The organism is Terriglobus sp. 2YAB30_2, from assembly GCF_052114765.1.
Classification (GTDB): domain Bacteria; phylum Acidobacteriota; class Terriglobia; order Terriglobales; family Acidobacteriaceae; genus Terriglobus.
In genome coordinates this window covers 23,076-38,426 of the sequence record NZ_JBFRFJ010000011.1, presented here as the reverse complement: position 1 = coordinate 38,426, position 15,351 = coordinate 23,076, and the positions used below count along the sequence as shown (strand labels likewise).

Annotated in this window: 9 protein-coding genes and 1 tRNA gene; 3 read left to right on the top strand and 7 right to left on the bottom strand. The window is 58.8% G+C overall.

From position 1 onward, the window contains the following. Positions 1 to 179 precede the first annotated feature (179 nt). Both AB4Y89_RS16545 and AB4Y89_RS16540 read left to right on the top strand, forming a co-directional pair. Complete coding sequence (locus AB4Y89_RS16545; RefSeq protein WP_147646369.1) at positions 180 to 452, top strand: oxidative damage protection protein; 273 nt, start codon at positions 180 to 182, stop codon at positions 450 to 452. A gap of 102 nt (positions 453 to 554) precedes the next feature. Then, positions 555 to 631 (top strand) — tRNA-Pro (locus tag AB4Y89_RS16540). A 39-nt stretch (positions 632 to 670) separates the two neighbouring features. Here AB4Y89_RS16540 and AB4Y89_RS16535 read toward each other — a convergent pair. After that, complete coding sequence (locus AB4Y89_RS16535; RefSeq protein ID WP_442302043.1) at positions 671 to 1,543, bottom strand: hypothetical protein; 873 nt, start codon at positions 1,541 to 1,543, stop codon at positions 671 to 673. A gap of 178 nt (positions 1,544 to 1,721) precedes the next feature. Between AB4Y89_RS16535 and AB4Y89_RS16530 the strand changes: the two genes are divergently transcribed. Next, positions 1,722 to 2,702, top strand: a complete 981-nt coding sequence (locus tag AB4Y89_RS16530) for a DUF2971 domain-containing protein (RefSeq protein ID WP_442302042.1) — start codon at positions 1,722 to 1,724, stop codon at positions 2,700 to 2,702. Here AB4Y89_RS16530 and AB4Y89_RS16525 read toward each other — a convergent pair. The 6 genes from AB4Y89_RS16525 to AB4Y89_RS16500 all read right to left on the bottom strand — a co-directional run bounded on the left by AB4Y89_RS16525 (position 2,699) and on the right by AB4Y89_RS16500 (position 15,306). Beyond that, positions 2,699 to 3,808, bottom strand: coding sequence for an MFS transporter (locus AB4Y89_RS16525; RefSeq protein ID WP_442302041.1), 1,110 nt, complete (start codon positions 3,806 to 3,808; stop codon positions 2,699 to 2,701). The two genes, AB4Y89_RS16530 and AB4Y89_RS16525, sit on opposite strands and share 4 nt — an antisense overlap. Before the next feature lie 631 nt (positions 3,809 to 4,439). Beyond that, positions 4,440 to 6,194, bottom strand: coding sequence for a coagulation factor 5/8 type domain-containing protein (locus AB4Y89_RS16520; RefSeq protein WP_442302040.1), 1,755 nt, complete (start codon positions 6,192 to 6,194; stop codon positions 4,440 to 4,442). A 13-nt stretch (positions 6,195 to 6,207) separates the two neighbouring features. Continuing rightward, a complete protein-coding gene (gene bglX, locus AB4Y89_RS16515) occupies positions 6,208 to 8,493 on the bottom strand; it encodes a beta-glucosidase BglX (RefSeq protein ID WP_442302039.1) in 2,286 nt (761 codons plus the stop codon). A gap of 28 nt (positions 8,494 to 8,521) precedes the next feature. Further along, entirely contained in the window at positions 8,522 to 10,042 is a 1,521-nt protein-coding gene (locus AB4Y89_RS16510) for a carboxylesterase/lipase family protein (protein WP_442302038.1), read from the bottom strand. 128 nt (positions 10,043 to 10,170) lie between these two features. Then, positions 10,171 to 11,574: a glycoside hydrolase family 30 protein gene (locus AB4Y89_RS16505; RefSeq protein ID WP_442302037.1), complete on the bottom strand. Its 1,404-nt coding sequence runs from the start codon at positions 11,572 to 11,574 to the stop codon at positions 10,171 to 10,173. 369 nt (positions 11,575 to 11,943) lie between these two features. Beyond that, positions 11,944 to 15,306, bottom strand: a complete 3,363-nt coding sequence (locus AB4Y89_RS16500) for a carboxypeptidase regulatory-like domain-containing protein (protein ID WP_442302036.1) — start codon at positions 15,304 to 15,306, stop codon at positions 11,944 to 11,946. Positions 15,307 to 15,351 lie beyond the last annotated feature (45 nt).

Genomic DNA, 15,351 nt, shown 5'->3' with positions numbered 1-15,351 from the left:
GCTGGGTATCCCGGAAGGAGGGTGCAGCGGCGTTTTCATTGCGGAAAACGCCCATAGATACAGAAGCCCTACTCTCCACCTACAGGGAAAATGCTCTAGGGCCTACTATTCAACCATTCAACAATTCCACCATTCAACCTGCGGGCCGACCCGGCTCGGCCCGCAGTAAGATAGAACCGATGGCAAACACAGTTTTTTGCGCGAAGTACAAGCAGGAGATGGAGGGTCTTGATGAGCCTCCGTTCGATTCTGAACTGGGGCAGAAGGTCTACAAGACTGTCTCCAAGAAGGCCTGGAATGAGTGGCTTGAGCGCCAGAAGATGCTGCTGAACGAGTATCGGCTGCAGCCCTGGACGCCGCAGGCGCAGGAGTTCCTGGTCGAGCAGATGAACGACTTCTTCTACGGCTCGGGCGGCGAGCTGCCCAAGGAATACGTCGCTCCAGAGCACTAGGGGGAGGCCGCAAGGCCACCCTGCTATGGGTGTAGTAAACTTAAAAGACAGCGGGCAATAGCCCCAGCGCCGCCCGGCGCAACCCGCTGTTTACGTAAGAGTCGGGACGTGGCTCAGCCTGGTAGAGCGCACCCTTGGGGTGGGTGAGGTCGCTAGTTCGAATCTAGTCGTCCCGACCATTTCTTCTCCTCATTTACTTATTAACGCGAGCGGATACTTCATTCGCGTTCGTTCCCAACTTTGGAGTTTCGGGACGCGATTAATTTATTCACGGCGATAGTCAACTCATTTTCGTCTTGTAGGGCGAAGTTGAGCCGTTCAATAAAGGCGGACAGAACGACTCGTACGCTCTGGGCCAAGTCCAGACATGTCTCATCATCCTCAGCATGTAGACCCTTGCTGAGCGCTCCGTGCAATAACGTAAAAGGGTTACGACCGTTCAGTAGCAGGCTATCTGGCAGGGCATGATGTATCGATTTGACAGCTTTTTCAAACTGAGTTTCATCCTTCGCTGTCCGAAGCTCGCCTACCAGAATTTCGTGCTTCCCGAGGCGCTCGCATACCCTGATCACCTCGTCTAGCAAATCATTTTTGCGAAGTTCAACGATCCGACGATAGTAGCTGAAGGCCGCTATTCCAAGTGACTGTGATTCACAACGCCGGCCTTTTAGGAAAAGCTCTTTATCTCGCCCCAAAAGCCTCAAAAGGCGAGTTGGAGTAGGTGGACCAAATGGCGGCATCTCACCAAACTTGAACGCCTCAAGATCGTCGCCATTCTCATTAGTACTCAGGGATAGAGCGAAGGCCTTGTGGTCCATCGAACAATTCTTGCATGTGTAGTAAAGGAAGCGGTGAGCAGGTAACCGTGCGTGGAAATTTATTGTGTCTTCAGAAGAGGAAAAGTAGCGAGAACCATCGCAAAAGTCGCAATATATGTTGATTTCGGGGAGGTTCAGGTATGCCGTCCCTAACCTGCCGTCCTGTTGAACCGTCAGCCCGCGTGTCAAGATCTTAACGGTGGCGTAAGGCGGGGTAGAAGCAAGGAAACTTGCTAATTCGACAGCTTCGAGACGAGATTCAGGATTCGCCATCGCAATGAATTACACCTCGTCTTTTCTGAAAAGACAATAGTTCCGGCCTACGTCTACCGACCGTATAGTGGCATTACAGCTTTAGAAATTGACGCTTGTACAAGAATCCTATTAGGGGTTCTGTGCAGGCTGAATAAGATGTTTCTACTCGCCACTGGATAAAAGTTGAGAGCGACACATGAACGAGATGGAAGCGCAGAAAAATCTGAAGGAAAACAAAATAATACCCGAGGTGGTTTATCACTACACCTCGATGGATACGCTTCTTAAAATCGTAAGGCCTACGATCGGGTCAGGTGCAAAGCTTCCCGTTTTTCACGCAACCAGCGTGAATTATTTAAACGATATTACCGAACGAACATTCTTCTTAGAAGCCATCTCGGGCCGCCTACAACAGCCCGATGCGTGGGGAAAATTCAGCGTCAGCCAGTTTGAACTATCGAAATTTTTCGAAGAAATGGAAGAACCAAACGCAATGATCCGAGATCTGCCGTTTGTATCTTCTTTTTCAGGTAATAGAGATTCGCTGCCTCAATGGCGCGCCTATTGCTCCAACGGAAATGGAGTCGCCATTGGAATAAGAACAGAATCCCTCATCAATGCATTTGGGGGTGAGCAGAAGGGTGGGGGCGAGCATTGGCAATTGAGACCCGTTGTCTCATTCAAAAAGGTCAACTACCTGAGCAAGTCAGAAGCACCCTTGATAGATCAGATGCTATCTGACGCCATCGCTCAAGCAAAAGATGATAAGGCAGACGTAGAGCGCGAGCATGAGGGGTTTGAACTTCATTTGCCCGACAGCGTGTGGTGGCGAATCGCCGAATTGGCGTCTTACACAAAAGATATTTCGTTCGCGACCGAGGAAGAGTTCCGTCTCATTCTGACGAATCCTTACATAGGCGGTCGCATTCATTTCAAGCCATCCCGATTCACGCTTATCCCTTATGCAGAGGTAAATCTTCCCCACCCGACAGCTTCACTTCATTCCGGTTTGAATGCTGTCGGACGCCTAAAGAATCCGTATTTCATACATGAGATAGTTGTAGGCCCCTCGCCGCATTCAGATCTGTCAACAAATGCTCTGAATGAATTTTTTGGGCAATGCGATCTTGATATTGATATTCAACGGTCAGAGATTCCCTATCGGGACACAATCTAAGATTCCGAATATTCGGAACCAACTTCTTGCAGGATGACCATCAACATCGTCAAAGCACCGAGCACCGGCACCATCATTCCCCACCGCAGTGAATGACTGAAGGCTGAGACTTGGCCGGTTAGCCATGGCAGGGCGGAGGAGGCTGCTCCTGCCAGGAAGAAGATGGTGTTGTTCTGGCGGCGGTCCAGGACCTTTGAGAGCAGGGCTGGGTAGAGAGGGCCGAGGCCGAAGCCGGTGCAGAAGGCGCAGGTTAGCATCCAGGCGCTTTGCAGGGGTAGCAGCAGGCCTCCGGTGCCGGCGAGGACCAGGAGGGGTAGCCAGCGCCAGCGGGTTTCGAGGTAACGGTCTGCGCCGGGGAGGAAGGCCATGGCGCGGCTTAGTAGTAGTCCGGCCCAGAAGCATGAGGGGGCGGCGATCGTGATGGCCAGGCGCATGGCGTAGCGGTCGGCGTAGGTGGAGAGCCAGCCTGAGCAGGCGGCTTCGATGCCGGGGGCGAGGATGGTGGCGATGATCAGTGCCGTGGGGACTCCGCGGAGGCCTTGCAGCAGCGATGCGTTCGCGTCCAGCCTGGGCGCAGTGAGTTGGGATGTGCTGCTGCCGGTCATCAGCCAGGTGCCTGCTGCGTAGATGGCCCAGAAGATGGCGAAGGCCAGCAGGACGGTGCGGGGGCTGCCGGTGCGGAGTGCCTGGGTGACTACCGTGGGGGCCAGGAGTGCTCCTACGGCCCAGACGAAGTTCAGACGTACCAGTGCCACCGCGGAGGCTTGTTGTTGTTTGAAGAGGATGCTGGTCGAGGTCATGACGGTGCCGAGGCCTATGCCCCAGAGCAGTGCGGGGAGTTGCGGCCAGGTTGTTGTCGATGCCCATAGTGCTGCCGCCACGCATAACAGCAATGAGTAGGTGGCGATCAGACGTTGCAGCGTGCCGCGGACTAAGAGCGCTCCGAGGGATGAGCCGAAGTAGACGCAGAAGAGCATGGCGCCTGCTCCGCGGTCGGTGAGATGCCAGGCGTGTGTGATGGCGGGCAGCATGGCGCCGGGCATGATGAGGCTTACGCCGGTTGCCCAGAAGCCGAGATAGGTCCAGAGTTTGTTGCGGAGTGTCACCTGGGGAAGTGTATGCGGTTGGGGTGGGGTTTTGTGAGCCCATGAACTGGGTGCCCCATATCTGCGGAGCAGATGTGGGGATTCGCGCGTTGCGCGAATCGTTTTTTGTTGTCTTGGGCAGGCTGCGCTCTAAGCGCTGAAGGCGCGTTCGCGCGAAGCGCGAATACCCAGGTCCCCCAGGGACCTGGGGCACCCGGTGTATCGGTAATCCGAAATTTCGTCAGCTTGTCTAAAACAACAAAGAGAAGCACATCCTGTGTAGCTTTTGGAAGGATGTGCTTCTCTGAAGGTGAATAGGTGACTACTTATTGTCTCCATCGTCATGATCGCGTTTGAGCTTAAGGAGACGACAGGACATAACAAACCAAAGTAATGTATCGGCTTGTTGCGCGCGAACGTGCGCCCGGCTGCGGAATTATAGAGCGGGCCTTCAGCCCTTTAACATCTTGCGGGTATCGAAACCTGGGGCGTTGCCCCAGGCTGGTATAGAGCGCGCCTTCAGCGCTTAGAGCCTTCTTTGCCCACCCTAACGTTGTGAGGGTGGGGCACCCGGGTGGGAACAAATGAAGACGTTTCGCGCGGAGCGCGAATACCACCCTTTGTCTTCGACAAAGAATGGGGCAACGAGATCCTACTTTGCCTCTGGGTAGTCCGTGACCTTGGGTTCGATGCGGGGTGGTTGGCCTGCGGAGCTGGTTCTGGTGCTGCCGCCGGTTTGGTTGATTACGTTCAGGATTGCGCCTTTGTCGAGCAAGGCTACTGTGATCATGTGGTGGAACTTTACGCCGGGGGTGTCGGGGACTTCGATGGCGCGGTCCATCACGACATCCGGAAAGCGGAAGACGCTGTAGATGCCCAGGCCCCAGGCTTCGTGTTCGCGGACGTTGTCGGCTACTTTGTACGAGGCCCAGCCCTTCGCGCCTTTCTCGTCTGTCCACTGGGCCTGTGTTGGCGGGTCGTAGGGAATCTCGGATTGGTAGAAGTAGGTGCGGCCGCGCTCGCCTGCCCAGAGCACCTGGTACTTCTGGTGGTGCTCGACGAAGAGACCGTAGATGGTGACGTCGTTGCCGTGGACAACCAGGCCGTAGTTGCTCTGGTTCTTGTCCCAGCCGACGTTGTGGCCGTGGTCGGCGCGCCAGATCCAGGTGTGGTCGACGATGGTGTCGTTGCTGTCGATCACCAGATTGGCATCCGTCCGGCCTTCGCCTGCTCCGCCGACGCGGAAGAAGACGTCGTGCAGTGAGATGGGGTTGGTCTTATGCCGCAGCTTGCTGCCTTGCGTGCCCACATGCAGCAGCGAGGGGGAGATGACGGTGCCCGCATCGAACAACAGGCCCGAGACCGTGACGCCGTCGACATCGGCTACCGTCATCGCTTCAGTCCCGTGCACCGGGCGCAGTGTGGCGAAGCCGATGCCGAGCACGATGGTGTTGGCTTTGCGGATCTTGATGGGGGCGTTCAGATCGTAGTTGCCGGGAAGCAGTAGCAGGTCTTTGCCCTTGTCGAGCGCGGCGTTGATGGTGACGTCGGTATCGCGGTCGGGACGGGCGATGTAGAAGTGCGAGAGAGGTACGGACCGTCCTGCGGTTGAACCCTTCTTCCAGGTAATACCCGAGGAGTTCTCGCGGATGGCGGGGACGCGCACGCTGAAGTTGCCCTTGGCATCGACCTGCAGGAAGGGCTTCTCGCGGACGACGGGTACAGTCGCCACTTTGGTGAAGGGAGGCTTGGGCCACTCGCCTTCGGGAGCGTGCTCGGCGCCGACGAAGACCATGTTCCAGTTTGCGCCGGTCCACTGCTGCCACTCGGTGTTACGCGAGATCCATTGCTGCTGCGTGCCGGAGTCGACGGTGCCATCGACCAGCGAGTCTGAGAGCCAGCCGCCGCTAGCCCAGCCGCGCTTCTGATGCAGCACCATGTTGCCCAGTACATGCATGCGGCGCGCAGCGATCGCCTGCGAGACTGCCCACTGCATGGTGCCGCTCGTCGGGACAACCGAGAAGCCTTCGACGCCGCGCCAGAAGGTGGTGGTGGCGTTGTTGTTTTTGGAGGCTGCGTCGGCATGCACGTCGCCGGCTACTCGGACATCGTCACGGCCTGCGCCGAGGCCGAGGACCTGTGTGTAGAAACCGACGGGGATGTCGAGGTTGTACTTGCCGGGCATGAGCAGGAACGCATAGCGCGAGCTGCCGAACTCGGCGTGTTGTTGTTCGGTGTAGACCTTGTCGATGGCCTGCTGCATCTCGTCATGGTTCATCCCAGGACGAAAAAGCTTTACGTTGGGCCCCCAATCCAGGTTTTCCGGGTTGAGGCGTGGGGACTTTTGCGCTATTGCTACAGCAGAGACAAAACTTAGTACGACACCTGCAACCACTCGCATCTTCATCTGCAATTCGTCCTTACTTGCCTGCTGTTACGTGGAAGCTCTTGTGCTCCGTCGCGGTGGCGTCGAAGCCTGCCCAGAGATCGAAGTCACCGGGTTCGAGTACGACCTTCTTTACCACCGGGCTCCAGTAGGAGAGCTCTTTGACTGGGATCTGTAGCTCGACGGTTTTGGTTTCGCCCGCAGCCAGCCATACCTTCTGGAAGGCCTTGAGCTCGCGCACCGGACGTGCTGCACTGCCTGCGCGCTGATGGGTATAGACCTGCACCACCTGTGCGCCTGCGACCTTGGAGGTGTTCTCTACCGTGACGCGAGCGCAGATGGTTCCGTCTGCGTTGATCGTCTCCGCGTCGAGTGTCATGCCCTTCATGCGGATCTCCGCGTAGCTGAGTCCATAGCCGAAGGGATAGAGCGGAGCGCTGGAGGTGTCCCAGTAGCGGTGCTCTGTGTTGTCGGGGTTTTGTGGGATCGACTGGTAGTAGTACAGCGGCTCCTGTCCGGACTCGCGCGGCCAGGTTGCGGGCAGATGTCCGCTGGGGTTGACCTTGCCGAGCAGCAGGTTTGCCGCTGCGTGTCCGCCTTCGGTGCCGGGATACCAGATGTTCAGGATTGCGGGCACGTGCTGCTGTGCCCAGGTGATGTCGAGCGGGCGGCCGGTCATCAGCACCAGCACAACTGGCCTACCGAGGGCCACAACTGCTTCGAGTAATTTTTGTTGCTCGCCGGGAAGGTTCAGCCGAGCGCGCGATGCTGCCTCGCCGCTCATGGTCTGCGCTTCGCCTAAGACCAGCACCGTTGTTTCAGCATTGCGGGCAAGCTCGATTGCGTGCGCGAAGGCTTCGGCTTTGGCTGCATCGGTGGTGAGCGTGGGCTTCTCCGGAACAACCTGCTCGTCGAAGATGGTGGCGGAGCCGCGCTCGATCTCGACGCCGACGGCTGCGTCGATCCTGGTCTGCGGCAGAGATTCGCGCAGAGCTTCAACAACCGTCACGGTATCGCGGCGGTCGCCGTGGATGGCCCACGAGCCCATGGTGTCGAGCTTGCTGTCAGCAAGCGGGCCGATGACGGCCAAGCTGTGCAGGCTCCCGCTCAGCGGTAAGAGATGATTCTCGTTCTTGAGCAGGACGGCGGTCTGTTCCGCTGCGGTGCGCGATGCGGTGCGCTCTTCTGCGGAGAGCGTCACCTGCTGGAAGTTCTTGAGGTCGACGTACGGATTCTCGAAGAGGCCCATGCGGTACTTGATCGTTAGGATGGGACGCACCAGGGCATCGATCTCCGACTCAGGAATCCGGCCCGACTTTACGGCTGCGGGAATCCACTTGCGATAGGTTGAGCCGGTCATCTCCATGTTTACGCCGGCCTGCACCCCTCGGATCGCAGCGTCTTCTTCGTCCTTCGCGAAACCGTGGGTCTTCATGCTGCCGACCGACTCCCAGTCGCTGACGACGAAGCCTTTGAATCCCCACTCGTGCCGCAGCACATCCGTCAGCAGCCAGCGGTTGCCGGTGGCTGGAACGCCGTTGAGGTTCTGATAGGCAGACATCACGGTGGCCGCGCCTGCATCGACTCCGGCCTTGTAGGGGCGCAGGTAGACGTTCTGCAACTGCTCATCGGAGATGTTGGTGCTGTCGTAGTCGCGTCCTCCCTCGGCTGCACCGTAGCCTGCGAAGTGCTTGACCGACACCAGGATGTGATCGGGAGCGCCGGCGTACTTACCCTGAAAGCCGCGCACCTGCGCTGCGGCCATCTGCTCGCCGAGATAGGGGTCTTCGCCTGCGCCTTCCATGATGCGTCCCCAGCGTGCGTCGCGGGCGATGTCGACCATCGGAGCAAAGGCCCAGTGCACGCCGGCGGCACGCGCCTCACGCGCGGCCATCGACTGCGTGCGTTCGACCAGCGCGGGATCCCACGACGAGGCCATCGCCAGCGGCACCGGCATGATGGTGCGGAAGCCGTGGATGACGTCATAGCCGAAGAGGATGGGGATATGCAGCCGCGACTCCGTCATGGCGATCCGCTGGAGACTATTGATGCGTTCGGGATCGGTGAAGAAGAGGAAGCTGCCGATGCCGTTCTTTGCCAGGGCATCGGCCTTCTCTTTGGGCGTGTACATGGGCTGGCCGGCGGCCTGCTCCATTTGCTCAACCTTTTCTTCCAGCGTCATCTGCCTTAGCAGCGCATCGACCTTCTTCTGGATCGCCGCGTCGTCCTTTGCGGTTTGTCCGGGCAGGCAGGCCGCAAGGGAGAACAGAAGAGCACCGGCGACGGCGCGGGGAAGGCGATTGGGAAGACGGTTCAGCATGAGCTCACTTTCGTATCTCGGTTAGGGTTCACTGCGTGAGCAGGCCGTTCCACAAGGCCAGCTCGTCGGCCTGTGGACGCTGCGCGACGTGGCTGGGTACGTCGAGGATCATGGTTGTCTGTTTGCCGGTATCGAAGGTAGGCCATGCGGGCGTACCCGGTACTGGCATGGCTTCGCCCTTAAGGAAGGCAGTCCAGGCCGCGTGCATGGTGCCCGCTAATGTCTTCGCATTCGCGGCTGCTTCCGGCGGGAGATGGTTCCAGGCGAAGCGCAGGTCGTAGGAGTGGAAGGCCAGCCCTGCGTAGTTTCCTTCGCCGGGGAAGTCGAGGCGGTAGAGGTACGTCTCATTCCCACCGCCGGCATGCGCTTCGGCAACACGCATAGTGGGCACCCAGTACTCTTCCGCGGTGACGCTGCGGATGCGGCGCATCTCCGGCGAGAGATTGGGGTAGAGCTTCTTGTAGGCCTCGTCGATGGGATGGAACTTTTCTACCGTCAGATTGCCGAGGTCCTGACTGCCGGCATCCTTTGCCGGATGCGTGCCGATGAACGAGGCACTCTCATCGCGGTTGGTGCCGATGAGCAGGCGTTTGCCGCGTGTCGAGCCGCCGCGGATGGCTGCGAGCGGTGTCTGCTGGATGAGGTCGCCATCGATCTCCACACGCAGTGGGAAGTGCACGGGCGAGGTGCGGATCATCCGCTCCTGCGCGACGATCAGCTCGCCGGGCGCGGCCTTGGTGAGCGCTACTCCGCCGCCGACGGACTTCCATACTGCGCCGAACTCGTCGGCGATCTGGTCTGCACGGTTCTTTGGCCAGATGCGTTCGGCGCCGCCGCTTTCGGAGATCATCTGATGGAAGAGGCCGGTTGCGGAGGGAACACCCATCAGCAGGCAGGTCAGCTTTGCGCCTGCGGATTCGCCGCCGATGGTCACCTTATTTGGATCGCCGCCGAAGGCGGCTACATTCTGCTTGACCCAGGTGAGCGATGCGATGAGATCGCGTAGAGCATTGTTGGCCGAGCCGCGATAGCTGCTGCCGAGCAGCGGCTCCAGATCGAGGAAGCCGAAGACGCCGAGACGATATGCCACGGTGATGACGATGATGCCGCTCCCGCTATTGCCATTCCGGGCGAAGTTCGTTCCATCGAACATGGGATCGAAGGAGCGGCCGCCGGTGAAGCCGCCGCCGTGGATCCAGACATAGACCGGGAATGGTCCAGCACCCTGGGGAGCCCAGATGTTGAGATAGAGGCAGTCTTCGCTCTGAGGGTGACTTTTATCCTGCTGATACGCAGAGGCGGCAAACTCAGTCGCGTTACGGATCTGCTTCCACGGAGTGACTGGCTGCGGCGCACGGAAACGGAGATCGCCCACAGGAGGCTGCGCAAAGGGAACGCCGCGGAAGACGCGAACTCCCTCGATCTGCAAACCACGCAGCGGGCCTGAGGGTGTCTTGACGACGACCTCGTTTGCACCTTGTGCAGCCGCATAGCGCAAGCCGCTGATCGCCAGCGTGGCCTGTTGGACAAACTCTCTCCGTGTCAGCATCGCAAAAACCTTTCCTCAGAGCATTTTTCCTGTTGCTGCGTATCCCGAAGGTAAGTGCAGCGGCGTTTTCATTACGGAAAACGCCCATAGATGCGGAATCCCTACACTACACCTACAGAAAAAATGTCTCACCAGACGTAGGTTGCGACGGCGCCGGCGGCCAGCGAGGTATGGAAGGTCTTTCCATGGAACCGTACGCTGAACTCACGCGCCTCCGCATCCGGGTTGCTGACCAGCAGAACATACTTTCCCTTGGGCGTGCGTAGGACTACCTCGGAGGGGCAGGTTCCGTCGCATGTCGATCCGATACGTACCGAGCCGGGAGGAACAAACTTCGAGGCGTGGGCGGCGGTGTAGTGCGCCACCAGACGTGCGACCTTGTCGCCATCCAGTGTCAGCGAGCCTGAGCACATGGGGCAGCCGCCATTGTTGGTGTGCGGCCCGTTCTGCGGATCGGCGGCGAGATTCCAGAGCAGCACATTGCGGCTCCAGTTATTCAGCGCTCCGATCACGACGCGCGAGAAGGGGCGCGCGATCGGCATCGGTTCCTTGGTTTTGTAAGCAACCACCATCTGCTCGGTGAAGTAGATGTTCTTTTGCGGATAGGCATCGTGGACGGCTGTCATGGCGCTGATGTCACCGAGGTAGAGATGGAAGCCGGAGCCGTCGGCCACGGGGCCGGACTTTGCATCCTTCAATACCGTCTCCGGATAGTTGGGATGATCGCAGTTGTGATCGAAGGCGATGATCCTGGTCTGCAGCCCGGCTGTGTGCAATGCAGGGCCAAGGTGCTGACCGATGAACTCGGCCTCTTCATCGGCGGTCATCACCAGGCTGGGCGTGTTCTTCGGGTTCTCCGGCTCGTTCTGCACGGTCAGCGCATCGATGGTGATGCCGTGCGCCTTCATGCCCTGGAGATACTTCACCCAGTACTGCGCGTAGGCCGGGTAATACTCTTTCTTGAGGGCTCCGCCTTTTACGTTTTCATTGGTCTTCATCCAGGAGGGTGCGGTCCATGGAGAGGCGAGGATTTTGAGCCTGGGGTTAGTCGTCAGAATCTCTTTCAGTACCGGGATGACATCCTTCTCATCCTCGGCGAGCGTGAAGTGCTTCAGCTCGGGATCGGTCTCACCGGTGGGCATGTCGTCGTAGGTGTAGACGTAGGCGTTCATATCGGAGGCGCCAACGGAGACACGGAGATACGACATCCCGATCTGTCCGTCGCCGTTGCCGAAGAGCTCGTGCAGCAGGTTGCTGCGGGCCGCGGGCGTCATCTTCATCAGGAGCTGTGCGGAGCCGCCGGTCAGGGCGTGGCCGAAGCCGTCGATGGTTTGGAAACGTTTTGCATCATCAACCGAGATTGTGGCGCCGGTGGCGGGGGTCTTGCTCCATTTCAGATCGGTTTCGCGATGCAGGAGCTTTGCGCCGTCGTTGGTGGTGAGCCATACCTGGGCTGGTTTTTGGGCTATAGCCGCGTTGAGCGAAAGTGCGAGGATTCCGATCGATAGTTTTTGCGTGATTTTCGATTGCATATAGTTTGTCGCCAATATCCCACCCATCGCGTTATCACCCCAACGAACAAGTTCGTCGGGGACCCCGATTCGCGATATGGATGGGGCACCCAGTGCATGAGGTCCCAAATGTGACTGCCGCACTATAGAGCGGGCTTTCAGCCCTTTAACTTCTATTTGGCAGCAAACCTGGGGCGTTGCCCCAGGCTGGTATAGAGCGCGCCTTCAGCGCTTTTCACCCGAAGCTTATATTGCCCGGGTGCCCCACCTTCGCAACGCTAGGGTGGGTTAGGAATACCAAAATCCGTAACAAGGAACAAAAATCGAATTTGTAGTTACACCAGAAAAAATGAGAGGCGGGTAGTTGCACCCGCCTCTCAGGCCAGGAGATTAGAACGAGAAGCGACCCATGAGCTGGATTGCTCGCCCGCCTACGAACAGGTTGGTTGAGGTGATCTTTCCGAAGTTTCCGTTGGTGATGGAGCTGTTCGGGTTTGCGAAGACCGGGTGGTTCAGTACGTTGGTTGCGTCGGCACGCAGCTCAAACTTGTACTGCTCCTTATAGAGGTTGAAGGTCTTGCCGAGCGAGGTGTTGAAGCTCACGATGCCGGGGCCGTAGACGTTGTTGCGATGGAAGTTGCCGAAGGTTCCGTTCGCAGGGATGATGAATGCGGCGTTGGTGTCGGGGCCTACCTTCTGGCCGCTCTGGCTGATGTAGGTGGTGTTGAACCAGTGGTCGCGAGTGCGGTCACCGAGCGTAGGACTGCTGGCCCAGTTCGGATACATGTTGCCCGAACCGGCATAGGTCTGCGCCAGCGTTGACGGAATGGTGATGGTCATCGGATTACCCGACTGCAGCTGGTAGGTGGTTGAAAGCTGCCATCCGCCCACTGCCTGGTCAAGCAGGTAGTTATTGTTCAGGAAACGCTGTCCCTTGCCGAAGGGAAGCACATAGATCGCGTCTCCCTTGAAGGCGTTGCGCACGTCGAAGTTCGAGGGACCGTAGTTGGCTCCCACGTCATACGAGTTCTGATAGGTGGTGGTGCCGTTGCGGCTGCCCCACGCCGACGAGTCGAACTCGCTGAGGAACTTCGACCATACATAGCTGGCATCGAAGGACAGGCTGTGTGTCAGGCGCTTCTGGAAGGCAGCCTGCAGCGAGTTGTAGTTGGCATCGGCGTTGAAGGTGCTGCCGCTGATCGAGGTGAACTGCGGGAACGGACGGAACTGCTGGTCGACGACGGCCAGCTTGTCGACCGGCACCTGGTTGATATCGCGGCTGAAGGTGAGGTTGACCGAGCGGCTGCCAACGAACGCGAGGCTCGCTTTCATGTCGCTGCCGATCTGCTTCTCAACCGTGAGATTGTACTGGTGGATCTTGGTCACCGGCGTGTGCTGGTTGGTGAACGAGACACCCTGTCCGTTGTACGCACCCGAGTCCGTCGTCGGCCCGATGTACGGGAACTGCGGATTCGCGGCTGACAGCTTGCCGATCGCGGTTTGGCCGTTGCTGGTATCTGACAGCGACCCCTTGAAGCCGAAGGCCGCACCCTCGTCGCCGCCGTACGTATCCAGGCTCCAGAGGTAGGCATACAGACCGTAGCCGCCGCGGATCACAAAGCCCGGACGGTACTGCCAGGCAAAGCCCACGCGCGGGAGCACGGTGTCGTAGACGTTGTTCTGCAACTGCGAGCGACCGTTCGTCTTGGTGGTGGCATACCACATGCCGCCCAGGGTGTTGGTCACGCTGTTGGTTACGGTGGGATCGAAGGTACGCTGGTTGCCCTTGGTGTCAGACCAGCCTTCCATGATCTGGTAGCGCAGGCCGAGGTTGACGGTAAGGTTCGGCGTCAGCTTCCAGTCATCCTGGACGAACATCTGCGGAGCCTTCTGACGGCCGGCATATTCAGGCGTGACCTGTGCCGACCAGCTGTTGATCTGCTCGGTGTAGAGATCGGCCCAGGCATTGCCCGTAGACGCCTGATTGCCGCCTGCCGCCGTCTGGCAGTAGGTGCACTGCGTATAGACACCGGTGAAGCCGAGCGTCGATCCGTTGATATTGCCGTATGCGGTCGAGTTGTCCTGGAAGATCATGTACTCGCCGCCGACGTGCAGGATGTGCTTGCCGCGGATCATCGTCACCACGTCCGAAGGATCGTAGTTGTGCTCCTTGTAGGTGAAGGGCGAGAGCGGCTGGTTGACGCCCGAATAAGACGAGATATTGAAGGTCGGGATAATGTCGAACTTCAGGTACGGCAGACCCAGCGACGGCCCAAGACCGGTTCCCTGCGAATCCGGAATGAAGAAGTTGAGCTGGTTGGTATAGCCCAGGCGCGCTTCGTTGATGGTGTGCGAGCTGATGTTCCACACGTCGGTGATCTGCGAGTTATAGCTGCTGACATCGCCGGTCATACAGACGAGGGGGCATCCCAGGCCATTGACGTAACGGGCCGGGTTGTCACGCTCGCTCACTGAGCCGGTCAGACGGTTCGACGGCGAGATGTCATAGTCGAAACGGCCGAAGTAGCGGCTGTAGGGATTGGTGGAACGCAGGTTGTAGTAGTAGTTGTTCGCCGTAACGCCGGTCGTAGGGCTGGTGGACGAGTTCGATCCGTTATAGTTCGCCTTCGGGAACAGCGCCAGGACCTTTGCCGCCGCCGGCGAGATCGGCACCTGGTTGTTCGCGAACTGGTTGCGCTTGATGTACGTCTTTCCGCTGACGGTCACCTGCGACGTGGTGTTGGGGTCATAGACCGGGGCCATGCCGGAGAAGTCTCCGCGGCGCATCGCATCGGTGGGTACCGTCTGGTAGCCGGTGCTCGCGCTGAGGCTGATGGTGCGGTCGTAGTTGAAGTAGAAGAACAGGCGGTTCTTTCCGCCCAGCGACTGCGGCAGCCATATCGGTCCGCCGATCGATCCACCGAAGTCGTGGTAACGGCGATAGGGCTTCGAGGTCTGATAGAAGCTGCGCGCATTCAGCGCATCGTTCTGGAAGTACTCGTACGCCGCTCCGTGGAAGGTAGAGCTTCCGCCCTTGCTGATCTGGTTCATGATCACGCCGCCGGTACCGAACTGCGCGGAGAAGGCTGAGGTATTGACCTGCACCTCCTGCACCGTCTCGAAGGTCGACACATCGGCATTGCCGGAGTGCGACAGAGCGGACGAGGCGCCGTCAGCCAACACAGCGTTGTAAGGCAGGTTGCCGTTTACCGAGTAGGCCTGGCCGGTGTTGGTGGTTCCGGAGGTCGAGGTCGCGGTCGCACCCGGAATCAGCTTGATGAAGTTCTGCCAGTCCGGAGTAGGGTTCGGCAGCTTGGACAGGACCTTGGCTTCCAGAGTGGTGGACTGTTCGCCGGTCTCGGTCTGAATGAGCGGCACATCTTCGGCCACAACGACCGAGGTCTCGGTGGCGCCCACCTTCAGTTGAGCGTTCACGGTGATGACGCCGACCTGCAGCGTAATCTGCGAACGGACGTAGCTGGAGAAGCCTTCCTTCACGATGGTGACCTGGTAGTTGTCGGTCACGATCGGGCCGGTGTCGTACAGACCGGATGTGTCTGTGGTGTAGGTAGTGGTGACGCCCTTGTCCTTATCGAGAACGGTGACGGTTGCTCCGGCGATCACGGCTCCTGTCGGATCGGTGACCACGCCGCGGATATCGCCTGCATTCGCATTCTGAGCCTCTGCCGACCAGGTCGCCAGAGAAAGTACAAGAACGCCCGCTGCAGCAAGCTGCTTGCGAGAGATTGACATATTGTGCCTCCAAATGAGCAGCCTTCGCGCCATGAACAATCGATT